A 24,893-nucleotide genomic window follows, 5' to 3' on the forward strand; every position below is an offset into this window, starting at 1 on the left:
CGCTAAGTCCTTACGAAATCAGAGGAAACCTCCGAAATCAATAAAGCGCTCCCGTCGCTTGATAGAAATTTTCTATCAAAATCGGGCAGCTCGCATTGTCTAGCCTAGCGGTGGCGACGGAAATCGTCCGCCAGCGCCATCGCCTCGTCCAGCAGCGCCTGCACCAGCGGCGTGTGCGGCTCGCGCGGCGCCGCCACCAGCCCGACCGTGTGGCTGGCATCCGGCTCGACGATGGGGATGGCTCGGATGGGCTCGGAAAAGCCGAACGTTTCCGCAAGGTTGAGCGGCATGATCGATGACCATTTGCCTGTACGGATATGCGAGAAGAGCACGATCATCGAATTCGATTCCAGCGTCGGCCGCACCTGCACGCCGGCTTCCGCCAGATGCTGGTCGATGATGCGCCGGTTCTGCATGTCGGGCGTCAGCAGGCAGAGCGGCAGCTGGCTGATCTCGGCCCACGACACTTTGTCGCGGTCCGAATAGGGGTTCCCGACCGCCGTGATCAACTGGTAGCGCTCGTCATAGAGCGGCACGCTGGTGACGCGCCCGAGCGGCTCGTTGTCGAGATAGGTGATGCCGGCATCGACGTCGAAATTGCCGAGCAGCGATAGCACTTCGATCGATGTCCGCGACAGCACCGAGAAGGTGACGCCGGGATGCTTCTCGCGGAACGGCGTCGTCAGCCGCGCCACCATGGCCAGCGCGGTCGGGACGGCGGCGATGCGGATGCGGCCGGCAAGGCCGTGGCGCGCCGCCCGCATCTCCTCGCGCATCGTCCTTGTGTCGCCGACGATGCGGCGCGCCCAGCCCAGCACCTGCTTGCCCTCCGGCGTCAGGCCTTGGAAGCGGGAGCCGCGCAGCACCAGCATGACGCCGAGCTGCCCTTCGAGCTGCTTGATGCCGGCCGACAGCGTCGGCTGCGTGACGCCGCACACCTCCGCGGCCCGGCCGAAATGCTCCTCCTTGGCCAAAGCGATGAAGAATTCCAGTTTGTCGATCATGCCATCCGATCCGCCGCGGTTTGCCCAAGGTCGGGGAAATCGCCTTGCTTCGCAAGACGCATGCGCAATCGGCCTCGTCCACATTTTTGAGCCGGCTATCTGTTTTCCCGCACCGCGCATGGCGTTATGTGGGATAGGTGGAAGCAGGGAGGGACGACATGCTGGGTTGGTTTCGCAAGCTGTTGCCGCGCGAGGATCGCTTCTTCGACCTGTTCGAGCGGCATTCGCGCACCGTGGTCGGCGGCGCCGAAGCCCTTGAGCAGCTTCTCCAGGGCAAGGATATCGACCGCTGGTGCCAAAAGATCATCGATCTCGAAAACGAGGCTGACGGCATCACCGCCGAGGTGCTGCTTGCCGTTCGGCGCTCCTTCATCACGCCCTTCGACCGCGGCGATATCAAGGATCTGATCCAGTCGATGGATGACGCCATCGACATGATGCACAAGACCGTCAAGACGGTGAAATTGTTCGAGGTGAAGGAGTTCGACCCGCTGATGCGGGAAATGGGCGGCGTCATCGTCCAGGCTGCCCGATTGGTCGCGGAGGCGATTCCGCTGCTCGGCAAGGTTGGCGCCAACGCAGCGCGCCTCAACGCCATCGCCGAGGAGGTGATGCGCGTCGAGGGCCGCGCCGACGATCTGCATGAGCATGGCCTGAAGGATCTGTTCAAGCGCCACGGCCGCGGCGACGCCATGGCCTACATGATCGGCTCGGAGATTTATGGCCAGCTGGAGAAAGTGGTCGACCGTTTCGAGGACGTCGCCAACGAGATCAGCGGCATCGTCATCGAGAACGTTTAGGCGATGGACGCTACGATCGCCTTTCCCCTGCTGGTCGGCCTCGTTGCCGTGGCGCTGTTCTTCGATTTCCTCAACGGCCTGCACGATGCCGCCAACTCGATCGCGACCATCGTCTCCACCCGGGTGCTCAGGCCGCATTACGCGGTGCTCTGGGCGGCTTTCTTCAATTTCATCGCTTTCCTGTTCTTCGGCCTGCATGTCGCGGAAACGGTGGGGAAAGGGATCGTCGACGCCAGCATCGTCACGCCGGCGGTTATCTTCGCCGCGCTCGTGGGCGCCATCGTCTGGAACATCGTCACCTGGATCGCCGGCATTCCGTCCAGCAGCTCGCATGCGCTGATCGGCGGGCTGGTCGGCGCCGGCGTCGCCAAGGCCGGAACCGGCGCCATCGTCTGGTCGGGGCTCGGCAAGACGGTCGCCGCCATCGTGCTCTCGCCGGCGACGGGATTCGTGCTGGCCCTCGTCCTCGTTCTCATCGTCTCCTGGCTGTTCGTGCGCCAGACGCCGTTCGCGGTCGACAGCACTTTTCGCGTGCTGCAGTTCTTTTCCGCCTCGCTCTATTCGCTGGGACATGGCGGCAACGACGCGCAGAAGACCATGGGCATCATCGCCGTGCTGCTCTATTCGCAAGGCGCGCTCGGCCCGACTTTCTATGTGCCGCTTTGGGTGGTGCTGACCTGCCAGTCGGCGCTGGCGCTGGGCACGCTGTTCGGCGGCTGGCGCATCGTGCACACGATGGGATCGAAGATCACCCGGCTCAACCCCATGCAGGGTTTTTGCGCCGAGACCGGCGGGGCGATCACGCTTTTCGCCGCCACCTGGCTCGGCGTCCCGGTCTCGACGACGCATACCATCACCGGCGCCATCATCGGCGTGGGCGCCGCCCGCCGCGTCTCCGCCGTGCGCTGGGGCATCGCCGGCAACATCGTCGTCGCCTGGGTGATCACCTTGCCGGCGACGGCTGCGATTTCGGCGCTGACTTATCTCGCCACGAGGCTGGCCGGATGACGGGTCCCGGCTCCGCCTGAGAACGGGCGCTATTTGCCGACCAGGTTCAGGATGTTGCCGTCGGGGTCCTTGAACCAGGCCACCTTCATGCCGGAGCCGACGTGGATGTCGCCTTCGAGCGACAGTCCAGGCATATCGTAGTGCTCGAAGGTGATGCCCTTCGACCGTAGCGATTTGACGATCGGCTCGATCCGGTCGCCGACCGCCCAGGTTGCGGCCGTCGCCTTGTTGGTGCCGGCGAATTGCGAATGATAGACATTGATGAGGGTGTCGCCGCTTTTGTAGACGATCAGTTCGCCGTCCATGTCGTCCACTTGGCTGAGGCCCAGCGTGCCCTCGTAGAACGCCCGTGCCTTGGCGATATCCTTCACCGCGAGACTGGCTGTCACATTGCTGTTTTCAAGCATGACCGTCTTCCTTCTCCGGTTGTCGTGATGGCGATGGAGATAGCGCGGGCGCGCCGTTCGGCTATGACCTGGCCCGAATCTGCGCCACGGCCCTGGCCAAACCCGACACCATCCGTCGCTTTCCGGGGCACGCCGGGCGAGCCATTGCGCCACGGCTTGGTTCTGGCGGGAAACTGCACTATCTGGAACGCCAAAGCCCCGAGGAAAGATCATGACCGTTACCAAGGAATCCGTCGTCGAGCGCCTGAAGACGGTGAACGGGCCGGACTTCACCGGCAACATCGTCGACCTCGGCATGGTCTCGGAGATCTTCATCGCCGATTCCAAGGTCTTCTTCTCGATTACCGTTCCCGCCGCCCGCGCCCAGGAGCTGGAGCCGTTGCGCGCCGCGGCCGAGCGCGCGGTGAAGGCCATCCCCGGCGTCGCCAGCGCCGTCGTCGCGCTGACGGCGGAGAAGAAGGGTGGCGGCATGGAAGCGCCGGTTCCGGCGCGCCCGGCCGCCCCTCGGCCAGCCGCCCCGCCGCCGGCGCCGCAGCGACCCGCGCCGCACGCGCCCGCATCACAAAGCCACGGCAGGCGCGGCGTGCCCGGCATCGACGCCATCATCGCGGTCGCCTCCGGCAAGGGCGGCGTCGGCAAGTCGACCACCGCGGTCAATCTGGCGCTCGGTCTTGCCGCCAACGGGCTGAAGGTCGGCGTGCTCGATGCCGACATTTACGGCCCGTCGATGCCCAGGCTGCTCAACATCCACGGCCGGCCGCAGACCGTCGACGGCAAGGTGCTGAAGCCGATGCAGAATTACGGCCTCAAGGTGATGTCGATGGGCTTCCTCGTCGATGAGGAGACGCCGATGATCTGGCGCGGCCCGATGGTGATGTCGGCGTTGACGCAAATGCTGCGCGAGGTCGAGTGGGGCCCGCTCGACGTGCTGGTGGTCGACATGCCGCCCGGCACCGGCGATGCCCAGCTCACCATGGCTCAGCAGGTGCCGCTCGCCGGCGCCGTCATCGTCTCGACGCCGCAGGATCTGGCGCTGATCGACGCCCGCAAGGGCCTCAACATGTTCAAGAAGGTCGATGTGCCGTTGCTCGGCATCGTCGAGAACATGAGCTACTTCCTCGCCCCCGACACCGGCAAGCGCTACGACATTTTCGGCCATGGCGGCGCGCGCCGAGAAGCCGAGCGCCTCGGCGTCACCTTCCTCGGCGAGGTGCCGCTAGAAATGGGCATCCGCGAAAGCTCGGACGCCGGCACCCCGGTCGTCGCCTCCAAGCCGGAGGGTGCGGAGGCAAAGATCTATCGCGACATCGCGAGCAAGGTCTGGGAAAGGGTCCAGGAGGAGCGCGGGGCCGCCGAAGCCGCCGTGCCGAGCATCGTGTTCGAATAACCCCCTTTCCCTTGAGGGGAGGGTCAGGCGCCGACCTTCTCGCCGAACGTCGAGAAGAACTGCCCTGCCAATTTCTTCGATGTCGACTCGATCAGCCGGCTGCCGAGCTGCGCGATCTTGCCCCCGACTTCGGCCTTGGCTGCGTATTTGAGCACTGTCGAGTCCGCCCCGTCGGCGGTCAACGTGACGTCGGCGCCGCCCTTGGCGAAGCCGGCAATGCCGCCCTTGCCTTCGCCCTGGATGGTATAGGAATGCGGCGGCTTGAGGTTCTTCAGCGTGACTTCGCCGTTGAAGGTCGCCTTGATCGGCCCGATCTTCAGCACCACGGTCGCCGCCATCCCGGTGTTCGAGGTTTTTTCCAGGCTCTGGCAGCCGGGAATCGCCTCTTTCAGGATTTCCGGGTCGTTGAGGGCCTCCCACACTTTCCCGATGGGTGCGGCGATCCGCTCCTCGCCTTCGATCACCAAAGCCATCAAGACCTCCCGGATTGCTGATGCCGGTTGGTCGTAGCGCGCGGCCCGAAACAAGTCTATCGCACCAAAGTCCGGGTTCCGGCTGCGCCTGCCTCTTGCCTGCATGGACGCATTGTCCTATCGATTTGTCATACAAATACGGAGACCACCATGGCAGGCGCCCCCACCAAGAAGAAGAAATTTCGCTCGCAGGAGTGGTTCGACAATCCCGACAATCCGGGCATGACGGCGCTCTATCTCGAGCGCTACCTTAATTACGGCCTGACGCGCGCCGAGCTGATGTCGGGCAAGCCGCTGATCGGCATCGCGCAGACCGGTTCCGATCTTTCGCCCTGCAACCGGCATCACCTCGAGCTCGCCAAGCGCGTGCGCGAAGGCATCGTCTCGATGGGCGGCATCCCGTTCGAATTCCCGTGCCATCCGATCCAGGAGACCGGCAAGCGCCCCACCGCCGCGCTCGACCGCAACCTCGCCTATCTCAGCCTCGTCGAGGTGCTCTACGGCTATCCGCTCGACGGCGTCGTGCTGACCATCGGCTGCGACAAGACCACGCCTGCGCTGCTGATGGCGGCGGCCACCGTCAACATCCCGGCCATCGCGCTTTCGGTCGGCCCGATGCTCAACGGCTGGCACAAGGGCAAGCGCACCGGTTCGGGCACCATCGTCTGGGAATCCCGGCAACGGCTGTCGGCCGGCGAGATCGGCTATGACGAGTTCATGGACATCGTCGCCTCCTCGGCGCCGTCGACCGGCTATTGCAACACCATGGGCACGGCGACCACCATGAATTCGCTGGCCGAGGCGCTCGGCATGCAATTGCCGGGCTCGGCCGCTATCCCGGCGCCGTACCGCGAGCGAGGCCAGATTTCCTACGAGACGGGCAAGCGCATCGTCGAGATGGTGCATGAGGATCTGAAGCCGTCCGACATCATGACCCGCAAGGCGTTCGAGAACGCCATCGTCGTCAACTCTGCCATTGGCGGCTCGACCAACGCGCCGATCCACCTCAACGCCATCGCCCGCCATCTCGGCGTGCCGCTCGACAATGACGACTGGCAGAAGATCGGCCTCGACATCCCGCTGCTGGTCAACCTGCAGCCGACGGGCGAGTATCTCGGCGAGGATTACCACCATGCCGGCGGCGTGCCGGCGGTCGTCGCCGAACTGATGAAGGGCGGGCTGCTGCCGCATCCCGGTGCCATCACGGCCAACGGCAGGTCGATGGGCGACAATTGCAGGGATGCCGTCAACGAGAATCACGACGTTATCCGCGGCGCCGACAAGCCGCTCAAGGCCAATGCAGGTTTCATCAACCTCAAGGGTAATCTGTTCGATTCCGCCATCATGAAGACCAGCGGCATCTCGCCCGAATTCCGTGAGCGCTACCTCTCCAACCCGAACGACCCGGAGGCCTTCGAGGGCAACGCCATGGTCTTCGACGGGCCGGAGGATTACCACGCCCGCATCGACGATCCGGCGCAGGGTATCGACGAGCACACGATCCTGTTCATGCGCGGCGCCGGTCCGGTCGGCTATCCGGGCGGCGCCGAGGTGGTCAACATGCAGCCGCCGGCCTACCTCATCAAGAAGGGCATCCACGCCCTTGCCTGCATCGGTGACGGCCGGCAGTCCGGCACGTCGGGCTCGCCGTCCATCCTCAACGCCTCGCCGGAAGCCGCGATCGGCGGCGGCCTGGCGCTGCTCAAGAGCGGCGACCGCGTCCGCATCGACCTGAAGAAGGGCACGGCCAATATCCTCGTCAGCGACGAGGAGATCGTCAAGCGGCGCGCCGCGCTGCAGGCCAATGGCGGCTACCACTATCCCCAGCACCAGACGCCGTGGCAGGAGATCCAGCGCGGCATGGTCGACCAGTTCTCGGCCGGCATGGTGCTGAAGCCGGCGGTGAAGTACCAGGACGTCGCCCATACCAGCGGCGTGCCGCGCGACAATCACTGAATTCCCGGCTTGGTGAAATCAAGGGGCGGCTTGCGAAGCGCAGCCGCCCCTTTCTTGTGCCCTTGTTTCAGCCGCATGGCGCATCCAGATAGCGTCATACCAGCTGGTTAAGGACATAAGGATCATCATGGCCAAGCGGCGCTCTTCCCTCGGCTTTCTCGGCATGTTCGGCCGCTCCGGCGACTTGCGCCAGCTCGACGACGCGTTGCGTGCGGCCGATCTGCATCCGGCGCTGGTGCCGGAAGGGGTAAAGCTTACCATCGTCAATCTGATGAACGACCGCTGGCCCGATGAGCCGCCGGCGGGCGCCTATCAATCCGTGGCCCAGCTCTGCGGCTATTGCGTCGCCGGGCCGGAAGTGTTCGTGCAGGTCAACGGCCGCGAGCCGACATTGGCGGTCGAGCGCCGCATCGAGGCGGCGCTGGAGGCCGGCGACAGCTTCGACGCGCAGCTCGTGCTGATGACGCTGCACGCCAAGCTGATCAACGCCGAAGTCGTCGAGCGCTATGGGCTCAGTGTGGAGTGAACCGCTGGATAGTATGCGTTGATATTCAGGTCAGGCCGAGTCGAAAACGATGTCTTCCGAGAACCGGAGCGGAGCGTACTTAAAGTACGTGAGCACCGGAAGCGCAGGAAGGCATTGTTTGCAGGCCGGCCTCACCTGAATATTAGCCGCCCATCTTGTTGCGCGGCAACTTGATCATCTCGCCGAAGCGGGCGCGCAATTTGTCGTCGAGCAGGCGCGAGACGTGGCGCGGGAAACGCTCGGCAAGCACGCGCTTCTTCTCCGCGATCGCCCGCGACAGGATGTCGGGCCGGCCCTTCTCGTTCCATTCCTTGGGCGAGAAACGATCGCCGACGGCGGGATAGAAATACTCGGTCTGCATCAGCTTCAGCGTCTGATCGTTGCCGAGATAGTGTCCGGGACCCTTCATGCAGACATCGGCGATGGTGTCGATCGACAGCGCCTCGTCGGTCACCTCGATGCCGCGCACGCAGCGCAGGCAGTGGCCGAGCATGTCGTTGTCGATGATCAGGCTTTCCAGGCAGAAGCCAAGCAGCGAGGCATGCATGCCGGCTGACTCATAGACGAGATTGAGGCCGGCAAGACCGGCCATCACGTCGGTGATGCCCTTTTCATAGCCAGACTGGATGTCGGGCAGTTTCGAATCCGTCATGCCGGCAGCCGAACCACCCGGCAGGTCGTAATATTGCGCCATCTGCGCGCAGGCCGCGGTCAGCACCGCCTGTTCGGCCGATCCGCCGGACATGGCACCGGTCCTAAGGTCGGAGACGAACGGCCAGGTGCCGAAGATCGCCGGATGTCCGGGTTTTATTGCGTTGACATAGACCAGGCCCATCAGCACTTCGGCCACCGCCTGCACCACCGCGCCGGCAATCGCGGCCGGAGCAGTCGCGCCGGCCTGGCCTGCCGACAGGAGCAGGATCGGAATGCCGCCTTCGACGCAGGCCTCCAGCACGCCGCAGGCGTCTTCGGCGAATTTCATCGGCGGTACGACGAAGCAGTTCGAGTTCGACACGAACGGCCGCGCCCGGAAATTCTCCTCGCCGCCGGCGATTGCATAGAGCATTTCCAGCGCCGGCTTGACGTTCTCGCGCACGGTGAACGAGGTGCCGACATGCTTGGATGTCCCCATCACGCAGGCATAGAGCGTGTTGAAATCCATATCGAGCGGGTCGGGAATGTCGCGCGGCACCATGGTGCGCTGGAAGAAATGGATGTTGTCCAGCCCATCGACGAGACGGGCGGCGTCGTAGAGATCCTGCAGCAGCGATTCGCGGTATTCGCGCTTCTCGACATCGACCAGATGCACCGCCGCGCCCGCCGTGCCGTAGTGCACGCGTTTGCCCTGGATCAGCATGTCGTGCTTCGGATCCTGGCCGTAGAGTGTGAAGTTGCGCGCAGCGTTCTTGATCGTGTCCAGCACCAGCGCGCGTGGCAGCCGGATGCGGCCGTCGTCGCCATGGGTGCCGCCGGCCCGGGTCAGCGCTTCGATGCAGGACGGGATGGCGTTGGCGAAGCCGACCGTCTCCAGGAGCGTCAGCACCGCTTCGTGGATGCGTTCCTGGTCGTTCTGGCTCAATGGCCCATAGCTGCCGCCTTCAAGCCCCGCCCGCACTGGACGGATGTCGTCGGCCAAGGGCGCCGCCCGCATCGCGCGGCGCGCTTCGCGCCCGCCGGAACGCCGCGAACGCTGGTCCGACGACGCTTCCTGCTTCTCGAGAGCCACTGACATGGAAGCACTCCACCTTTTGTCTTTATCTGCGAGGCGGGCGCGGCGGTTGGTCCACCATCGGCCTGCCTCGTCCCCTTCTGGCTCCGACTATGCCGCCGGCATTGGCACAGCCTATGGGCCAAGCAATCCAGTCGAATATGCCAGAATGCTAAAGCGGCAAACATGCGCCCAAACAAAAAGAGCCGGCGCAGCGCCGGCTCTTTTTCAGGACGTCTGTGGCGGTCAGGCGGCCGCGGGCCTGCGCCCGGCGGCGGTGGCGAGTTCGCGAATGCCCGGCTCGATATGCTGCAGCGAGATCGAGGAGATACCCAAGCGCATGAAACGAGAGGGCTTTTCGCTGCGGTCGAAGAACCGGTCGCCGGGTTCGATGATGACGCTGCGCGAAGCGGCGGCTTCGGCCAGGCCGCGTGAATCGGTGCCGCGCGGCCCCTCCAGCCAGAGCGATGTGCCGCCCGCCGAGTCGGTCGAGCGCCATTCTGGCAGGAAAGCGGAAATCGCATGGACCAGACGCTTGCGCCGTTCGTCGAAGGCGGTGGAAAGTCTGCGCACCAGCGCCTCGTGATGGCCGAGCGACAGGAACAGCGCAACGGCACGCTGGTTGTTCGCCGGCGGGTGCCTGAGCATGAAGCGGCGCAGCGCGCGAAGCTCGGCGATCAGCCCGGCCGAGGCCACGATGTAGCCAAGCCTGAGACCCGGAGCCAGCGTCTTCGACATCGAGCCGACATAGATGACGCGGCCGGAACGATCGAGGCTCTTCAGCGCCTGCTGCGGCGCCTCGTCGAGCAACTGGCTGTCATAGCCGTCCTCGATGATGATCTGGTTGTTGCGGTTGGCGCGCGCCAGGAGATCCTGCCGCCGCTCTGCCGACAACGGCACCATGGTCGGGCAGTGGTGGCTGGGCGTGACGAAGACGAAGCCGGAATCGCTGGGGATCGACGAGGTCACGATGCCCGACTGGTCGACCGGAACCGGCTGGATATCGGCACCGGCCAGCCGGAAGATCGAGCGGGCATCGGGATAGCCGGGGTCTTCCATGGCCACCTTCGAGCCCTTGGTCATCAAGAGCGTGGCAAGCATGTAGAGTGCGTTCTGCGCGCCCAGCGTCACGATGATCTCGTCCGGATTGGCGAAGATGCCGCGGCGCGGCAGGAGCCGCGCCTGGACCTGCTCGATCAGCAGCGGATCGTCACGGTCCACCATGTCGGATGCCCAGTTGCGGATCTCGAGCACCGCCAATGCCATCCGGTTGCACTCGCGCCATTCGGCGGTCGGGAACAGCGCCGGATCGAATTGGCCATAGACGAACGGATAGGAGGACTTGATCCAGTTGTCGTGCTTGGCCGGCGGCGGCATGTCGCTTGCGGCGATCTGCCGGCGCGCCTTCCAGTCGATCTCGTTCTGCTGGTCGGGCGCCTTCTGGTGCGGCTTGGCGGGAGTGGCCAGCACGTCCGGATTGACGAAATGGCCGCGCCGCTCGCGCGCCACCAGGAAGCCCTGGTCGACCAGCTGCTGGAAGGCGAGCACCACCGTGCCGCGGGCAACCCCAAGTTTTTCCGCGAGAATTCGGCAGGACGGCAGCGGCATCGAGGCGGCGATCTGTCGGTCGAGAATGGCCGCGACGATCGCCTGGCGGATCTGCGCCTGGAGGGTTTGGCCGGATTCAGCCGAAATCCGGAACAGGCCGGACCATATGGCCGTGTCATTGCGCTGTGGCATGGGAAATCTTCCTCGGATGGCCAGCTGTTTTCACTTGGCTGGACCAGTGGAGTGTATGGGTGGCATAAGGGGTTGCGCCAATCAATTTTTCTGATCGCTGGGATTTATGCCAGTGATCTATCAAGCGCGATGCGAAGCATCGTCGCCACGCGTTTAGGCGCGATGCGCAGCATCGTCGCCGCGCGCTAAAGCGCGACGCAAAGCGTCGTCGCGACACCCTCCCAAGCGCGACGCGCAGCGTCGTCGCCCCCCGCGATGCGCAGCATCGTCGCCCTACCGCACAGCACCCTCGCCGTGAAATTCCCGCACCTCACCATCCAATACCATCCCTCATCAAAGCGTGAATGCGGTGCGGCAAAGCCGCGCTTGAACGAAATGGAAATCGGCTCGATAGAATGACGCGCCGACACGCGCCGGAAACATCCGGCCTGTTAAAATGGTCTAAAAACCCGCCAGGAGCCCGCCAGTGGATCAGCCAACCTTCGACAAGCAGGTCACCGCTCTGCGTGAGCAGCGCGCGGCGGCCAAGGGCAGCATGCGCGAGGCCTTCGCAGCCGATCCCAAGCGCTTCGAGACATTCTCCGCCATCGATGGCGATCTTCTGCTCGACTGGTCGAAATGCGCCGTCGACGCAAACACGATGACGATGCTGGAGAAGCTCGCGGGTGCGGCCGATCTCGCGGGACGCCGCGCCGCCATGTTCGAAGGCAAGAAGATCAACATCACCGAGAACCGCGCCGTGCTGCACACCGCGCTGCGCAACCTGACCGGCAAGAGCGTGGTCGTCGACGGCCAGGACACCAAGGCCGATGTGATCGCCGTGCTCGACGCCATGGGCGCCTTCGCCGACGCCGTCCGCTCCGGCAAGGCGGCCGGCGCCACCGGCAAGAGGATCACCGATATCGTCAACATCGGCATCGGCGGCTCCGATCTCGGTCCGGCGATGGTGACGCTGGCGCTCGCGCCTTATCATGACGGACCGCGCGCGCATTATGTCTCCAATGTCGACGGCGCCCATATCCATGACACGCTGAAGGGCCTGTCTGCCGAGACGACTTTGTTCATCATCGCTTCCAAGACCTTCACGACCGTCGAGACGATGACGAATGCGCAGACGGCGCGCGACTGGGTTCAGAAGGCGCTCGGCCAGGAAGCGGTCGGCAAGCATTTCGCCGCCGTCTCGACCGCGCTCGACCTTGTGGCGAAATTCGGCATCGAACAAGACCGCGTCTTCGGCTTCTGGGACTGGGTCGGCGGCCGCTATTCGGTCTGGAGCGCCATCGGCCTGCCGGTGATGATTTCCGTCGGCCCGCGCAACTTCCGCGCCTTCCTCGACGGCGCGCATGAGATGGACGAGCATTTCCGTACCGCGCCGATGCAAAAGAATCTGCCGGTGCTTCTGGGGCTGATCGGCTGGTGGCATCGCGTCGTCTGCAAATATCCGGCCCGCGCCGTCATCCCTTACGACCAGCGCTTGTCGCGCCTGCCGGCCTATCTGCAGCAGCTCGACATGGAATCGAACGGCAAGAGCGTCACGCTGGACGGCGCCGCGGCCGCCACGCCGACCGGCCCGCTGGTCTGGGGCGAGCCCGGCACCAACGGCCAGCATGCCTTCTTCCAGCTCCTGCATCAGGGCACCGACTTCATCCCGGTCGAGTTCCTCGCCGCCGCTGTCGGTCACGAGCCCGAGCTGAAACACCAGCATGATCTCTTGCTCGCCAACTGCCTGGCGCAGTCGGAGGCCTTCATGAAGGGCCGCACGCTGGAAGAGGCGCGCGCGCAGATGCTGGCCAAGGGCATGAGACCGGCCGATGTCGACAGGATCGCACCGCATCGCGTCTTCTCGGGCAATCGCCCCTCGCTCACCATTCTCTACAGAAAGCTCGACCCGCGCACGCTGGGCAGGCTCATCGCGCTTTACGAGCACCGCGTCTTCGTCGAGGGCACGCTCTTCAACATCAATTCCTTCGACCAATGGGGCGTCGAGCTCGGCAAGGAACTGGCGACCGGCCTGCTGCCTGTCGTTGAGGGCAAGGAGACTGCCGCAAAACGCGACGCCTCGACTGCCGGACTGGTGGGACATATCCACCAATTGCGTGGCGCGGAGTAAACGGGATTGGCGGATATCAAGGGAATATTGTTCGACAAGGACGGCACGCTTGTCGACTTCAACGCAACCTGGCTCGGCGTCGCCGACTTCATGGCGATGGATGCCGCCGAGGGCGATCGCTGGAAAGCGGATCGGCTGCTTGCCGCCGCCGGCTTCGACTTCGTCACCAAACGCTTCAAGCCGGATTCGATCTTCGCCTCCGGCTCGAACATGGACGTCGTCGAGCTCTGGTTCCCGCGTCTGTCCGAGGAGGACCAGATGCGCGCAGTTTCCCGCTTCAACGAGATCACTTCGGCGCAAGGTTCGGCCATGGCGGTCGCGCTGCCGGGCGTCATCGACTCGTTGCGGGCATTGCACAACCGATCCTATCGCATGGGTGTTGCCACCAACGATTCGACCAGCGGCGCCGAAAGGACGCTGGCTACGCTCGGCATCGCGCAGCTCTTCGATGCCGCCTTCGGCTATGACGCCGTTGCCAACTCCAAGCCGGCGCCCGACACGGTCGTCGCTTTCTGCGACCTGACCGGGTTGAAGGCGGGCGAGATCGCCATGGTCGGCGACAACCGCCACGATCTGGAAATGGCGCGCGCCGGCGGCTGCGGCCTGGCGGTGGGCGTCTTGTCTGGAACAGGCACGCGCGACTCGCTGGCGCCGATGGCGGACGTCGTTCTGGATTCGGTCGCCGACCTGCCGGATTTTCTGGCTGCGCGGATGAGCGTGCCGGCGGGTTAGATTGAGACGCGGCCGTCGTCCCCGTCTGACGCGTCTGACAAGTCTTCGCGAACAAAAATACTGCGGCCTTCAGGGTCCTTCACGATGATCCTGCGCATGCCGGGTTCAGCATCCCGCCATAGCGGAATGCCCGCTGCCAGCATTCTCGCTCTTGCATGGTCAAGATTGGCGACGTTCACGCCGATCATGATTCCCGGGCTCGCGACATCCTTGCCCGGGTAGATTTCAAGAACCGTCGCGCCCCCCGCACAGGCTAGATGTTCAGGGCCTGAGCCATGCTGTTCCGTCACGAATTCGAACCCAAGCAGGCGATAGATGGCTGCCGTGCGCTCGATATCTTGGGCAAAAATTGTGACGAAGCTAATCATAGTTGGACTCTCCCTTTTAAGGGGCGGCTTTCCCCATGGTTTGCTTGAGGATCGCTCTGGAAGATTCCGCGACAAAGGCGAACACCGCGCTTGGCTTCAGCTCGCTGCCGCCGTTTCCGCCGACATCCGGGACCTGGTATTCGCCGAGCAGGCAAAGTCGCGGCCGGGGCAACCAGGCGCGGCCGGGGTCGCCGACCAGCACGTCGATGCCGGCGGCGAGGCAGCGTTCGAGGAACGGCATCATCCGCTGCCCGACGTCCTGCGCGTAAAAGACATCGCCAGCGAGCACCAGCTCGACCGCCGGCGGCGGACCCGCGGTAATGTCCCTGCCGATGACCTCGATGGCGACGCCATTGGCTTGTGCGTTGAGGCCCAGCGCCACAACGCCGTTGCGATCTACCTCCGCCGCGATCACCGCGCGCGCTCCGGCCTTTGCCGCCGCGATCCCGACCAGCCCCGAGCCGGCGCCGAGGTCGAGCACGCGTTTGCCAGCCACGATCGACGGACGGTCGAGGATATAGCGGGCCAGCACGGCGCCGCCGGCCCAGGCATAGGCCCAGTAGGGCGGCTGCGGCTCCGGCGAGCTTTCGTCGCTGTCGTCGTCCGGTTCGAGCAGCCGCCGCAGTCCGCTGCCGGGATGCGACTGGTAGAGCCGGACCTCCGGCAGCGACGGCACCGGCGCCAGCCGCATGTTCGCCCTGATGAATTCCACCGGATCGAGCCGCTTGCCTCGCCCCGGTGTCTTGCCGGCGGAATAATCGCTCAAGCCTGGTCCCGCAGCGCGCGCCGCAGGATCTTGCCGACCGGCGTCTTCGGCAGCTCGGTGCGGAATTCGATGGATCTCGGCCGTTTGTAGCCGGTCAGATTTTCGCGGCAATAGGCCATCAGCGCCTCGACGGTGAGCGCCGGATCCTTCTTCACCACGAACAATTTAGGCACTTCGCCGGAATGCTCGTCCGGCACGCCGATCGCCGCCACCTCGAGCACGCCGGGGTGATGCGCCACCACCTCTTCCAGTTCGTTGGGATAGACGTTGAAGCCGGAGACCAGGATCATGTCCTTCTTACGGTCGACGATCTTGGTGTAGCCGCGCTCGTCCATGAAGCCCATGTCGCCGGATTTGAAGAAGCCGTCCTTGGTCATCACCTTGGCGGTCTCGTCGGGCCGGTTCCAGTAGCCGGCCATCACCTGCGGGCCGCGGATGCAGATCTCGCCGACTTCGCCGAGCGGCACGTTGTTGCCGTCGTCGTCGCGGATGGCGATCTCGGTCGAAGGCAGCGGCAGGCCGATCGTGCCGGTGAAATCGGCCGAGCTGAACTTGTTGGCGGTCGCCACCGGCGAGGTTTCGGACAGACCGTAGCCTTCGCTCACCGGGCAGCCGGTCAGCGCCTTCCAGCGCTCGGCGACGCCCTTCTGCACCGCCATGCCGCCGCCCAGCGTCAGGATCAGCGGCTTGAAGTCGAGCTTGCGGAACTCCTCATTGTTGAGCAGCGCGTTGAACAGCGTGTTGAGGCCCGGGAAGATGTGCATCGGGTATTTCGCCAGTTCCTTGACGAAGCCCGGAATGTCGCGCGGGTTGGGGATCAGCACGTTCTGCGCGCCCTGCTGCATGCCCATCAGCGCGTTCACCGTCAGCGCGAAGATGTGATAGAGCGGCAGCGCGCAGATGAAGTTGAGATGCGCCGGCTTCGGCTTGACCGTGTAGGCGTCCTCCACCCACAGCGAATTCTGCGCGACGTTCGAAAGCACGTTGCGATGCAAAAGCACAGCGCCCTTCGAGACGCCGGTGGTGCCGCCCGTATATTGCAGGAAAGCGATGTCGTCGCCGGAGACCGTGGGCGGCTTGAAGGCGATGGTCGCGCCGGTCTTGAGCACGGCGTTGAACTTGACATGGCCGGGCAGCGACCAGGCCGGAACCATATTCTTCACCCGCCGCACGACGATGTTGACGATGGCGCCTTTGAGACCGCCCAGCATGTCGCCCATCGCCGCGACGATGACATGCTTGACCGACGTCCTGGCGATCACCGCCTGCAGCGTGCCGGCGAAGTTTTCGAGGATGACGATCGCCTGCGCGCCGGAATCCTTCAACTGGTGTTCCAGCTCGCGCGGCGTGTAGAGCGGATTGACGTTCACCACCGTGTAGCCGGCGCGCAGTATGGCCATCATCGCCACCGGATATTGCAGCACGTTCGGCATCATCAGCGCCACGCGCGCGCCCTTCTCCAGGCCTCTTGCCTGAAGATAGGCGCCGAACGCGGCCGACAGCCGCTCGAGCTCGGCATAGGTGATCGATTTGCCCATGCACACGAAGGCCGGCTGTCCGCCGAATTGCTTGCAGGCGCCGACCAGGAAGTCGCCGATCGACTTGTAGGGCAGGGCGCCGATCTCGGCCGGCATGTTCTTCGGATAGCTTTTCAGCCACGGTTTTTCCGGCAGGCCGACGGTGAGCTCGGTGATCGCCTTCGGCAGGCCCTTGGAGACGGGCCTGGCGGTGCTCGGCCTGGCAGCCTCCGCTTTTGCGGTTGCCGGCTTGCCCACTTTCGCGGCTGCGGCCTTGGTCGTTGCGGGCTTGGCGGCGGCCGGCTTTGCAGCGACCTTGGCGGGCGCTGATTTTGCTGTCGCCTTTGCCTTGGGCGCGGCTGCGGCCTTGGCAGCCTTGGGCGCATCGCTTCCGGCGGCCTTGGCCTTTGCTTTCGCCGCGGCTGTCGTCTTGGCTGCTTTTGCCACCTGTCTCTCCCTGTCGCCTTCGATCTGGGCGCCCGCTTCCAGGGAAGCGTCCTCCACGCCGTCGCGGATTTTCCGGGAAGTCCCGCCCATTGCCTATGTATTGCCTCTATCGGCGGCCGTGCAAGCCTTGCCCCAACGGCAGGACGGGGAAAGAGATTTGCCGTCGAAATCTGATGGTCCGGCGGCCTCGCATATCGTGCCTGGGCGGCAGGCAGACCTCGGGCAGTCAGCCCCCGCGAGCCCATTTCCCAAGGCGGCCGATCAATAAAAAAATGCCGTCGTTAATAATGTCGTGAGCAGAAAAAATTACTCACTTTTTCTGCTTTTGGAGCACAAGCTAGATTCTTTTCCTGCTTCCCATGGGGTACGCAAACGAGGTGTTCCAAAGGCGAAGAAACGGTGCTTATATGCGCCCTTCGCGAGCCTGATAGAGGGGCTTGAGAGAACATCAGGGAGTGCTCAATGAAAAAGACAATGACTTTTGCAGCCGCGTTGCTGGCTGCAAGCGTCCTCAGCGGCATGGCCAGTGCTAAGACGCTCGTTTACTGCTCGGAAGCGTCGCCGGCCAATTTCGATCCGGGTACGACGACCGGCGGTAACGACTTCGACGCGTCTTCGCGCACCGTCTATTCGCGATTGGTCGAATTCAAGCACGGTGGCACCGAGATCGAGCCTGGTCTGGCCGACAAGTGGGAAATTTCCGACGATGGCCTGGTTTATACTTTCCATCTGCATCCGGGTGTGAAGTTCCAGACCACCGACTATTTCAAGCCGACGCGCGACCTCAACGCCGACGACGTTGTCTTCTCCTTCGATCGCCAGTTCAACAAGGAGAATCCGTGGAACGGCGACAAGTACCTGCCGAACCTCACCTGGGACTATTACACCGGCATGGACATGCCGAAATACGTCGCCAAGTGGGAGAAGGTCGACGACCTCACCGTCAAGCTGACGCTGACCGAGCCGAACGCGCCGATGCTGGCCAATCTCGGCATGGACTTCGCCTCGATCGTGTCAAAGGAATATGCCGACCAGTTGCAGAAGGACGGCAAGATGGCCGACTTCTCGACCAAGCCGGTCGGCACCGGCCCGTTCCAGTTCGTCGACTACCAGCTGGATTCGGTCATCCGCTATGCGGCCAATCCCGACTACTTCAAGGGCAAGGAAAAGATCGACGATCTCGTCTTCGCCATCACGCCTGACGCGACCGCCCGCATCCAGAAGGTGCTGGCTGGCGAATGCGACATCGCGCCCTATCCGAACCCGGCCGACATCGCCACCATCAAGGCCAACAAGGACGTGACCCTGATGGATCAGGCCGGCCTGAACATCGGCTATATGAGCTACAACACCACGATCCCGCCGCTCGACAAACCGGAAGTGCGCCATGCGCTCAACCAGGCGATCGACCGGGAAGCCCTGATCAAGTCGCTGTTCCAGGACGCCGGCGCCACCCCGGCCGAGAACCTCATCCCGCCGACCATGTGGTCGTGGGACAAGGACGTGAAGACCGACGCCTACAATCCGGATGAGGCCAAGAAGGTGCTCGAGGCTGCCGGGCTGAAGGAAATCCAGCTTTGGGCCGCCGACCGCGTTCGCCCGTATAACCCGAACTTCCAGCGCGCGGCCGAGCTGATCCAGGCCGACTGGGCCAAGGTCGGCGTCAAGGCGGATATCGTCAACTACGAGTGGACGAAGTATCGCGAGGAAGGCAAGAAGAAGGACCGTCCGGGCGCCTTCCAGATCGGCTGGACCGGCGACAATGGCGATCCGGACAACTTCTTCGCCACTCTCTTCGCCTGCTCCGCTATCGGCGTGTCGAACTACTCCAGCTGGTGCGACAAGGACTTCGAGGACCTGATCCAGAAGGCCAAGAAGACCAGCGACCAGGCCGAGCGCACCAAGCTCTATGAGCAGGCGCAGGTGATCTTCGCCAAGGAAGCCCCGGCTTTCCTGCTGGCCCACAGCCAGGTCTATTCGGTCGTTCGCAACAACGTCACCGGCTACAAGATGGACCCGCTCGGCATTCACCGCTTCGACGGCGTTGACAAAGCCGAATAAGATTGCGAACGGGGCGGCGTAAACTTTAGCGCCGCCCCATTCCATCCAAGATGCTCCGATATCTTCTCAACAAGATCGCCCTCCTGATCCCGACCCTTGTCGGCATCACCATCTGCGCCTTCGCGTTTGTCCGGCTGCTGCCCGGCGACCCGATCCTCGCCATGGCCGGCGAGCATGGCGTCACCCCCGCCCGCTATGAAGAGCTCAAGCAGCAGTTCGGCTATAATCTGCCGATCTGGGAGCAGTATGCGCGCTATGTCGGCGAGGTCGTCACCGGTGATTTCGGCGTCTCCATTTCCTCCAAGCGCCCGGTTCTCGAGGAGTTCAAGACGCTGTTCCCGGCAACGCTGGAGCTGTCCTTCTTCGCCATGATCTTCGCCATGATCATCGGCATTCCGGCCGGCATCTTCGCCGCGGTCAAGCGCGGCTCATGGTTCGACCAGTCGCTGATGGGCACCGCCCTTGTCGGCTATTCCATGCCGATCTTCTGGTGGGGCCTTTTGCTCATCATCTTCTTTTCCGGCTACCTCGGCTGGACACCGGTTAACGGCCGCATCGACCTGCAGTACTTCTTCAAGCCGATCACCGGGTTCATGACGGTCGACACCTTGATCTACGGCAAATGGGCTGCATTTCGCTCGGTATTGCGCCATCTGGTGCTACCGACAATTGTGCTCGGCACCATTCCGCTGGCTGTGATAGCGCGCCAGACGCGCTCCGCCATGCTCGAGGTGCTGGGCGAGGACTATGTGCGGACTGCCCGCGCCAAAGGCCTCTCGTCGGCCCGAGTCATCGGCGTGCATGCTCTGCGCAACGCGCTCATCCCGGTGGTCACCACCATCGGCCTGCAGGTTAGTACGCTGCTCGCCGGCGCCATCCTTACCGAAACGATCTTCTCGTGGCCCGGCATCGGCAGGTGGATGGTCGAATCCATATCCAAGCGCGACTATGTTGTCGTGCAGTCCGGCCTGCTGCTAATTGCCCTTGTCGTCATGGCCGTGAACCTGATCGTCGACGTGCTCTATGCCGTCATCAACCCACGCATCAGGGCGGCATAGATGAGCCAGACCGAAATCGCCCCGATGGCCGCCGGCAGCCCGGATCGTCTCACCGGCCTCAAGACCTTCTGGCACTATTTCTCGGTGAACCGCGGCGCCGTCATCGGCCTGTTCGTCTTTGTCCTGCTGGTGCTGGCTGCGCTCTTCGCGCCGCTGCTGGCGCCCTACGCGCCAGACGTCCAGGACAAGACCGCATTCTTGCGGCCTCCGGCCTGGCAGGACGGCGGCTCGACACAATACCTGCTCGGCACCGATCCGGTCGGGCGCGACATCCTCTCGCGCCTGCTCTACGGCGCGCGCTTCTCGCTGTTGATCGGCGCGGTCGTCGTCACGCTGGCGCTCACCGGGGGCATCACACTCGGCCTGCTGGCCGGCTATTTCCGCGGCTGGGTCGACGTGGCGATCATGCGCGTCATGGACCTGATCCTGGCCTTCCCGTCGCTGCTCTTGGCGCTGGTGATGGTTACCATCCTCGGTCCCGGCCTGTTCAATGCGATGCTGGCGATCGCGCTCGTCCTGCAGCCGCATTTCGCGCGCCTTGTGCGCGCCGCGGTGATGGCCGAGAAGAGCCGCGAATATGTCGTGGCGGCGAAGGTTGCCGGCGCCGGGCATTTCAGGCTGATGCTGGCGACCATCCTGCCCAACTGTCTGGCGCCGTTGATCGTCCAGGGCACGCTGTCCTTCTCCAACGCCATCCTGGAAGCCGCAGCGCTCGGCTTCCTCGGCCTTGGCGCCCAGCCGCCGACGCCGGAATGGGGAACCATGCTTGCCTCGGCGCGCGAGTTCATCCTGCGCGCCTGGTGGGTGGTGACCTTCCCAGGTCTTGCCATCCTCATCACCGTGCTTGCCATCAACTTGGTCGGCGACGGCCTGCGCGATGCGCTCGATCCCAAGCTCAGGAGGTCGTGATGGCGCTGCTCGACATCCAGAATCTCGTCGTCGAATTCCAGACCGCGTCGGGTCCGTTTCGCGCCGTCGACGGCGTCTCGCTCCATGTCGACGAGCGCGAGGTGCTCGCCATCGTCGGCGAATCCGGCTCCGGCAAATCGGTGTCGATGCTGGCCGTGATGGGCCTGTTGCCATGGACGGCGACCGTCACCGCCGACCGCATGACCTTCAACGGCCGCGATCTGTTGAAGATCAGCCCGGCCGACCGCCGCAAGATCATCGGCAAGGACATCGCCATGATCTTCCAGGAGCCGATCGCCAGCCTCAATCCCTGCTTCACCGTCGGCTTCCAGATCGAGGAAGTGCTGCGCTTCCACATGGGCATGGACAAGGCCCAGCGGCGGGCACGCGCCATCGAGCTTTTCAAGCAGGTCGGCATTCCGGAACCGGAGGAACGGCTGAATTCCTTTCCGCACCAGATGTCGGGCGGCCAGTGCCAGCGCGTCATGATCGCCATGGCGATCGCCTGCAACCCGAAGCTTTTGATCGCCGACGAGCCGACCACCGCGCTCGACGTCACCATCCAGAAGCAGATCCTCGACCTGCTGGTCTCGCTGCAGGCCAAATACGGCATGGGCCTGATCATGATCACCCACAATATGGGCGTCGTGGCCGAGACCGCAGACCGCGTCATCGTCCAGTACAAGGGCCGCAAGATGGAAGAGGCCGACGTGCTGTCGCTCTTTGAATCGCCCAAGAGCAACTACACGCGCGCGCTGCTCTCAGCGCTGCCGGAGAACGCGGTCGGCGACCGGCTGCCGACCGTCTCCGACATGCTGTTCGAGCCGGCGCCTTCAGGAGCCGGCGCATGACCAAGGTCGTCGAAGGCAAGGACATCAAGCGCGACTATCATGTCGGCGGCGGCCTGTTCCGCGGCGCGCGCACCGTCCATGCGGTGAAGGGCGTGTCCTTCAGCGTCGAGAAAGGCAAGACGCTTGCCATCGTCGGCGAGAGCGGCTGCGGCAAGTCCACGCTCGCCCGCATCATCACGCTGATCGATCCGGCCACCTCCGGAGAACTCTTCATCGACGGCAACAAGGTCGACATCGCCCGGGACGGTCTCTCCAAGGAAATGCGCCGCAAGGTGCAGATCGTCTTCCAGAACCCTTATGGCTCGCTCAACCCGCGCCAGAAGATCGGCGACGTGCTCGGCGAGCCGCTCTTGATCAACACCGACAAGCCGACCGAAGAGCGGCGCGACCTGGCGATGAAGATGCTGAAGAAGGTCGGTCTCGGACCGGAGCACTACAACCGCTACCCGCACATGTTCTCGGGCGGCCAGCGCCAGCGCATCGCCATTGCCCGCGCGCTGATGCTGAATCCGAGCTTGCTGGTGCTGGACGAGCCGGTCTCGGCGCTCGACCTGTCGGTGCAGGCGCAGGTGCTCAACCTGCTTGCCGACCTGCAGGACGAGTTCCAGCTGACCTATGTCTTCATCAGCCACGACCTCTCGGTGGTGCGCTACATCGCCGACGACGTGATGGTGATGTATTTCGGCGAAGCGGTCGAATACGGCCCGCGCGAGGAGGTCTTCTCCAACCCACAACACGCCTACACCAAGACGCTCTTCGCCGCGACGCCGCGCGCCGACATCGCCAGCATCAAGGCGAGGCTGGCCAAGAAGAAGGCGGCGGGACCTCTGCTTCGTCCTCGCAAAGGGCGCTAGCCCAGAGGTCGTCATTCTAGGGCGGAGCGGGAGCGAAGCTACGCGGCGCAGACCCGAGGATGACGACGCGGAGTTAGCCGCTCCGATGTCCCGTGCAGGCCCCCGACCAAAGGTCCTTAGATCACGACAGCTTGGCAATAATCGCCCGCAGCGCCTCGCCGAATTTGTGCACCTCCTCCACCGTGTTGTAGTGCACCAGCGAGGCGCGGATGGCGCCGCTGTCCATCGACAAATTGAGCCGCTTCATCAGCCGCGGCGCGTACATGTGGCCGTCGCGGATGCCGATCTGCATGGCCGCCATCTCCTCGACGATCCGCTGCGGCGACAGCTTGCCGATGTTGAAGCAGAAGGTTGGCACGCGCTCGTGGATGCGCGTCTCGTCGGCGACGCCGTAGATCGTCGCGCCGCAATCCTTCAGCACCTTCATCATCTCGCGCGCCAGCATCAGCTCGTAGTCGCGGATGGCGTTCATGCCGGCGACGATGTTGTCGCGGCGCGAGCGGTTGTTTTCCGGCAGGAAGTTGCGGCCGATCGATTCCAGGTAGCGCACCGCCGCGTCCATGCCGGAGACGTTCTCGTAGATGAAGGTGCCGGCCTCGACCTTGTAGGGCGGCTCGTCGGGAATGAAGTCCTCGCGGAAGGTCGGCAGCCGCTTCAGCGTCTCGAAGCGGCCCCATAGGAAGCCCATATGCGGCGAGAAATTCTTGTAGCCCGAGCAGACGAGGTAGTCGCACTGCCAGGCCTGCACGTCGATCAGCCCGTGCGGTCCGTAATGCACGCAGTCGAGGAACACTTCGGCGCCGGCCGCATGCGCGATCCTGGCCACCGCGGCGACGTCGACGATCGAGCCGATCGAGTGCGCCGTCACCGTGCAGGCGACGAGCCGGGTGCGTTCCGACACCAGCGGCTTGAGGTCGTCGACATGCAAATTGCCGTCCTCGCGCATGCGCCACCATTTGAACTTGGCGCCGGCGGATTCCAGCGCCAGCCAGGTGGCGATGTTGGCGTCATGGTCCATGTCGGTGATGACGATCTCGTCGCGTCCCCCAATCGTGTCATTGGAAAGCATCTGGCCGATACCGAGGCTGACCAGACGGATAAACGAGGTGGCGTTCATGCCGAAGCAGATTTCGGACGGGCTGTAGGCATTGATGAGCAGCGCGACGCTTGTCCGCGCCTCGGCGACCGACTGGTCGACGGTGACGCTGCGGCCATAGCGGCCGCCGCGCTGCACATTGTGCGACACCAGATGGTTGGTCACCGCGTCGAGCACGCTTTGCGGGATCTGCGCGCCGGCGGCGTTGTCCATGAAGATGAAGTCGCCGGCACGCTGCAGCGCCGGGAACATCGCCCGAATCTTTTCGACGGGGAACGCGGCGGCGTTCGCATTGTCTGTCTGATGCTTGTTCACGGGTAAGCTCCTGCGAAGGACTTGGATGGGGACTGGTTGGCGTCAGCGCGTCTTCTCTGTCTGGAAGCGGCGCTCGAGCAGGCTGACGAGGCGAACCATCGGCCAGAGGAAGATCAGGTAGACCAGCGCCGCGCCGATCAGCGGCGACGGGTTCGCGTAGAGCGACTGCGCATTGGTCGCTTCCTTCAAGAGTTCCGGCAGCGCCACGGTCGAGGCGAGCGAAGTGTCCTTGAACATCGAGACGCAATTGCTGGTCATCGGCGGGATGACCACGCGGATGGCTTGCGGCAGCACCACTTTGCGCAGAGTGAGCATGAACGGCAGGCCGAGCGCCTGCGCCGCCTCGAACTGGCCCTTAGGAATGCTCTCGATGCCGGAGCGGAACACTTCGGCCGAATAGGCCGACATGATGATGGCGAATGCCGTCACGGCGGACGCCCAGGACGACAGGCGGATGCCGAGGAAAGGCAGCGCGTAATAGATCAGGATCAGCACGACCAGCACCGGCAAGGCGCGGAAGATGTCGGTGTAGCCGATGGCGAGCCAGCGCAGCGGTTTTGGCGCGTAGAGCCGCACCAGGCTGATCGCCAGCCCCATGACGATGCCGATGACGATGCTCATAATTCCAAGCAGCAGCGTGTTGAGGAAGCCGCGCAGCAGCGCCGGCAGGCTCGACACTATGACGTCGGGATTGAAGAAGGTGTCGATCAGCGACATGGGGTGTTCCCGAACCGTGTCAGAGCAATTCCAGGAAACGTGTGAAACGGTTTTCCGTCCGGAATTGCGTAAAAACGAGGGTA

At 64.0% G+C, this 24,893-nt stretch carries 22 protein-coding genes; 12 read left to right on the forward strand and 10 right to left on the reverse strand.

Features of this window, described 5'->3' with window-relative positions:
- Positions 1-104 precede the first annotated feature (104 nt).
- Entirely contained in the window at positions 105-1,004 is a 900-nt protein-coding gene (locus FJ956_RS07105) for a LysR family transcriptional regulator (protein WP_140673034.1), read from the reverse strand.
- 158 nt (positions 1,005-1,162) lie between these two features.
- Here FJ956_RS07105 and FJ956_RS07110 point away from each other — a divergent pair, with 158 nt between their 5' ends.
- Positions 1,163-1,804: a DUF47 domain-containing protein gene (locus FJ956_RS07110; protein WP_140673035.1), complete on the forward strand. Its 642-nt coding sequence runs from the start codon at positions 1,163-1,165 to the stop codon at positions 1,802-1,804.
- A 3-nt stretch (positions 1,805-1,807) separates the two neighbouring features.
- The gene (locus FJ956_RS07115) at positions 1,808-2,812 is read left to right on the forward strand and encodes an inorganic phosphate transporter (RefSeq protein ID WP_140673036.1); all 1,005 of its coding nucleotides are present in this window, start codon (positions 1,808-1,810) and stop codon (positions 2,810-2,812) included.
- 29 nt (positions 2,813-2,841) lie between these two features.
- Here FJ956_RS07115 and FJ956_RS07120 read toward each other — a convergent pair whose 3' ends face one another.
- Positions 2,842-3,219, reverse strand: coding sequence for a VOC family protein (locus tag FJ956_RS07120; protein WP_140673037.1), 378 nt, complete (start codon positions 3,217-3,219; stop codon positions 2,842-2,844).
- 211 nt (positions 3,220-3,430) lie between these two features.
- Between FJ956_RS07120 and FJ956_RS07125 the strand changes: the two genes are divergently transcribed.
- The gene (locus FJ956_RS07125; RefSeq protein WP_140673038.1) at positions 3,431-4,606 is read left to right on the forward strand and encodes an Mrp/NBP35 family ATP-binding protein; all 1,176 of its coding nucleotides are present in this window, start codon (positions 3,431-3,433) and stop codon (positions 4,604-4,606) included.
- Positions 4,607-4,629: 23 nt separating this feature from the next.
- Here FJ956_RS07125 and FJ956_RS07130 read toward each other — a convergent pair whose 3' ends face one another.
- Complete coding sequence (locus FJ956_RS07130; protein WP_140673039.1) at positions 4,630-5,079, reverse strand: carbon monoxide dehydrogenase subunit G; 450 nt, start codon at positions 5,077-5,079, stop codon at positions 4,630-4,632.
- A 150-nt stretch (positions 5,080-5,229) separates the two neighbouring features.
- Between FJ956_RS07130 and FJ956_RS07135 the strand changes: the two genes are divergently transcribed.
- Positions 5,230-7,035 carry an IlvD/Edd family dehydratase gene (locus tag FJ956_RS07135; protein ID WP_140673040.1) on the forward strand — a complete coding sequence of 602 codons (1,806 nt, stop codon included), beginning with the start codon at positions 5,230-5,232 and terminating at the stop codon, positions 7,033-7,035.
- A 127-nt stretch (positions 7,036-7,162) separates the two neighbouring features.
- A complete protein-coding gene (locus FJ956_RS07140) occupies positions 7,163-7,561 on the forward strand; it encodes a hypothetical protein (RefSeq protein WP_140673041.1) in 399 nt (132 codons plus the stop codon).
- A gap of 142 nt (positions 7,562-7,703) precedes the next feature.
- Here the strand turns inward: FJ956_RS07140 and FJ956_RS07145 are convergent, their stop codons facing one another.
- On the reverse strand, positions 7,704-9,293 hold the full coding sequence (locus tag FJ956_RS07145; RefSeq protein WP_140673042.1) for a trimethylamine methyltransferase family protein: 1,590 nt from the start codon (positions 9,291-9,293) through the stop codon (positions 7,704-7,706).
- Between the two features lie 222 nt (positions 9,294-9,515).
- A complete protein-coding gene (locus FJ956_RS07150) occupies positions 9,516-11,009 on the reverse strand; it encodes a PLP-dependent aminotransferase family protein (RefSeq protein WP_140629206.1) in 1,494 nt (497 codons plus the stop codon).
- A gap of 466 nt (positions 11,010-11,475) precedes the next feature.
- On the opposite strand from FJ956_RS07150, the gene pgi reads away from it, so the two are divergent.
- Together pgi and FJ956_RS07160 are read left to right on the forward strand one after the other, a co-directional pair.
- A complete protein-coding gene (pgi, locus tag FJ956_RS07155; protein ID WP_140673043.1) occupies positions 11,476-13,119 on the forward strand; it encodes a glucose-6-phosphate isomerase in 1,644 nt (547 codons plus the stop codon).
- A 6-nt stretch (positions 13,120-13,125) separates the two neighbouring features.
- On the forward strand, positions 13,126-13,851 hold the full coding sequence (locus FJ956_RS07160) for an HAD family hydrolase (RefSeq protein WP_140673044.1): 726 nt from the start codon (positions 13,126-13,128) through the stop codon (positions 13,849-13,851).
- Here FJ956_RS07160 and FJ956_RS07165 read toward each other — a convergent pair.
- Genes FJ956_RS07165 through FJ956_RS07175 form a run of 3 tightly spaced genes read right to left on the reverse strand, consistent with a single transcriptional unit; the run spans position 13,848 to position 16,949 of the window.
- A complete protein-coding gene (locus FJ956_RS07165; protein WP_140673045.1) occupies positions 13,848-14,219 on the reverse strand; it encodes a VOC family protein in 372 nt (123 codons plus the stop codon). The two genes, FJ956_RS07160 and FJ956_RS07165, sit on opposite strands and share 4 nt — an antisense overlap.
- Positions 14,220-14,235: 16 nt before the next feature.
- Positions 14,236-14,985 carry a 50S ribosomal protein L11 methyltransferase gene (locus FJ956_RS07170; protein WP_246671973.1) on the reverse strand — a complete coding sequence of 250 codons (750 nt, stop codon included), beginning with the start codon at positions 14,983-14,985 and terminating at the stop codon, positions 14,236-14,238.
- Positions 14,982-16,949 carry a long-chain fatty acid--CoA ligase gene (locus tag FJ956_RS07175; protein ID WP_140673046.1) on the reverse strand — a complete coding sequence of 656 codons (1,968 nt, stop codon included), beginning with the start codon at positions 16,947-16,949 and terminating at the stop codon, positions 14,982-14,984. Before FJ956_RS07175 ends, FJ956_RS07170 begins: the two co-directional genes overlap by 4 nt.
- Positions 16,950-17,411: 462 nt before the next feature.
- On the opposite strand from FJ956_RS07175, the gene FJ956_RS07180 reads away from it, so the two are divergent.
- Genes FJ956_RS07180 through FJ956_RS07200 form a run of 5 tightly spaced genes read left to right on the forward strand, consistent with a single transcriptional unit; the run spans position 17,412 to position 22,682 of the window.
- Positions 17,412-19,010, forward strand: coding sequence for an ABC transporter substrate-binding protein (locus FJ956_RS07180; RefSeq protein WP_140673047.1), 1,599 nt, complete (start codon positions 17,412-17,414; stop codon positions 19,008-19,010).
- A gap of 50 nt (positions 19,011-19,060) precedes the next feature.
- Positions 19,061-20,068, forward strand: coding sequence for an ABC transporter permease subunit (locus tag FJ956_RS07185; protein ID WP_140673048.1), 1,008 nt, complete (start codon positions 19,061-19,063; stop codon positions 20,066-20,068).
- Positions 20,069-20,977, forward strand: a complete 909-nt coding sequence (locus FJ956_RS07190; protein WP_140673049.1) for an ABC transporter permease subunit — start codon at positions 20,069-20,071, stop codon at positions 20,975-20,977.
- On the forward strand, positions 20,977-21,828 hold the full coding sequence (locus FJ956_RS07195; protein ID WP_140673050.1) for an ABC transporter ATP-binding protein: 852 nt from the start codon (positions 20,977-20,979) through the stop codon (positions 21,826-21,828). The genes FJ956_RS07190 and FJ956_RS07195 overlap by 1 nt, the downstream gene beginning before the upstream one ends.
- Positions 21,825-22,682, forward strand: coding sequence for a dipeptide ABC transporter ATP-binding protein (locus tag FJ956_RS07200; RefSeq protein ID WP_140673051.1), 858 nt, complete (start codon positions 21,825-21,827; stop codon positions 22,680-22,682). The genes FJ956_RS07195 and FJ956_RS07200 overlap by 4 nt, the downstream gene beginning before the upstream one ends.
- Before the next feature lie 121 nt (positions 22,683-22,803).
- Here the strand turns inward: FJ956_RS07200 and FJ956_RS07205 are convergent, their stop codons facing one another.
- Together FJ956_RS07205 and FJ956_RS07210 are read right to left on the reverse strand one after the other, a co-directional pair.
- Positions 22,804-24,093, reverse strand: coding sequence for a cysteine desulfurase-like protein (locus tag FJ956_RS07205; RefSeq protein WP_140673052.1), 1,290 nt, complete (start codon positions 24,091-24,093; stop codon positions 22,804-22,806).
- A 42-nt stretch (positions 24,094-24,135) separates the two neighbouring features.
- Positions 24,136-24,810 carry an amino acid ABC transporter permease gene (locus FJ956_RS07210; protein WP_140673053.1) on the reverse strand — a complete coding sequence of 225 codons (675 nt, stop codon included), beginning with the start codon at positions 24,808-24,810 and terminating at the stop codon, positions 24,136-24,138.
- Between the last annotated feature and the right edge of the window lie 83 nt (positions 24,811-24,893).

Source organism: Mesorhizobium sp. B2-4-3 (genome assembly GCF_006442815.1).
In the GTDB taxonomy this organism is placed as follows: domain Bacteria; phylum Pseudomonadota; class Alphaproteobacteria; order Rhizobiales; family Rhizobiaceae; genus Mesorhizobium.

Coding starts and splice junctions, on each gene's coding strand:
- FJ956_RS07105 (WP_140673034.1), bottom strand. CDS start 1,004: ATGATCGACAAACTGGAATTCTTCATCGCTTTGGCCAAGGAGGAGCAT.
- FJ956_RS07110 (WP_140673035.1), top strand. CDS start 1,163: ATGCTGGGTTGGTTTCGCAAGCTGTTGCCGCGCGAGGATCGCTTCTTC.
- FJ956_RS07115 (WP_140673036.1), top strand. CDS start 1,808: ATGGACGCTACGATCGCCTTTCCCCTGCTGGTCGGCCTCGTTGCCGTG.
- FJ956_RS07120 (WP_140673037.1), bottom strand. CDS start 3,219: ATGCTTGAAAACAGCAATGTGACAGCCAGTCTCGCGGTGAAGGATATC.
- FJ956_RS07125 (WP_140673038.1), top strand. CDS start 3,431: ATGACCGTTACCAAGGAATCCGTCGTCGAGCGCCTGAAGACGGTGAAC.
- FJ956_RS07130 (WP_140673039.1), bottom strand. CDS start 5,079: ATGGCTTTGGTGATCGAAGGCGAGGAGCGGATCGCCGCACCCATCGGG.
- FJ956_RS07135 (WP_140673040.1), top strand. CDS start 5,230: ATGGCAGGCGCCCCCACCAAGAAGAAGAAATTTCGCTCGCAGGAGTGG.
- FJ956_RS07140 (WP_140673041.1), top strand. CDS start 7,163: ATGGCCAAGCGGCGCTCTTCCCTCGGCTTTCTCGGCATGTTCGGCCGC.
- FJ956_RS07145 (WP_140673042.1), bottom strand. CDS start 9,293: ATGTCAGTGGCTCTCGAGAAGCAGGAAGCGTCGTCGGACCAGCGTTCG.
- FJ956_RS07150 (WP_140629206.1), bottom strand. CDS start 11,009: ATGCCACAGCGCAATGACACGGCCATATGGTCCGGCCTGTTCCGGATT.
- FJ956_RS07165 (WP_140673045.1), bottom strand. CDS start 14,219: ATGATTAGCTTCGTCACAATTTTTGCCCAAGATATCGAGCGCACGGCA.
- FJ956_RS07180 (WP_140673047.1), top strand. CDS start 17,412: ATGAAAAAGACAATGACTTTTGCAGCCGCGTTGCTGGCTGCAAGCGTC.
- FJ956_RS07185 (WP_140673048.1), top strand. CDS start 19,061: ATGCTCCGATATCTTCTCAACAAGATCGCCCTCCTGATCCCGACCCTT.
- FJ956_RS07190 (WP_140673049.1), top strand. CDS start 20,069: ATGAGCCAGACCGAAATCGCCCCGATGGCCGCCGGCAGCCCGGATCGT.
- FJ956_RS07195 (WP_140673050.1), top strand. CDS start 20,977: ATGGCGCTGCTCGACATCCAGAATCTCGTCGTCGAATTCCAGACCGCG.
- FJ956_RS07200 (WP_140673051.1), top strand. CDS start 21,825: ATGACCAAGGTCGTCGAAGGCAAGGACATCAAGCGCGACTATCATGTC.
- FJ956_RS07210 (WP_140673053.1), bottom strand. CDS start 24,810: ATGTCGCTGATCGACACCTTCTTCAATCCCGACGTCATAGTGTCGAGC.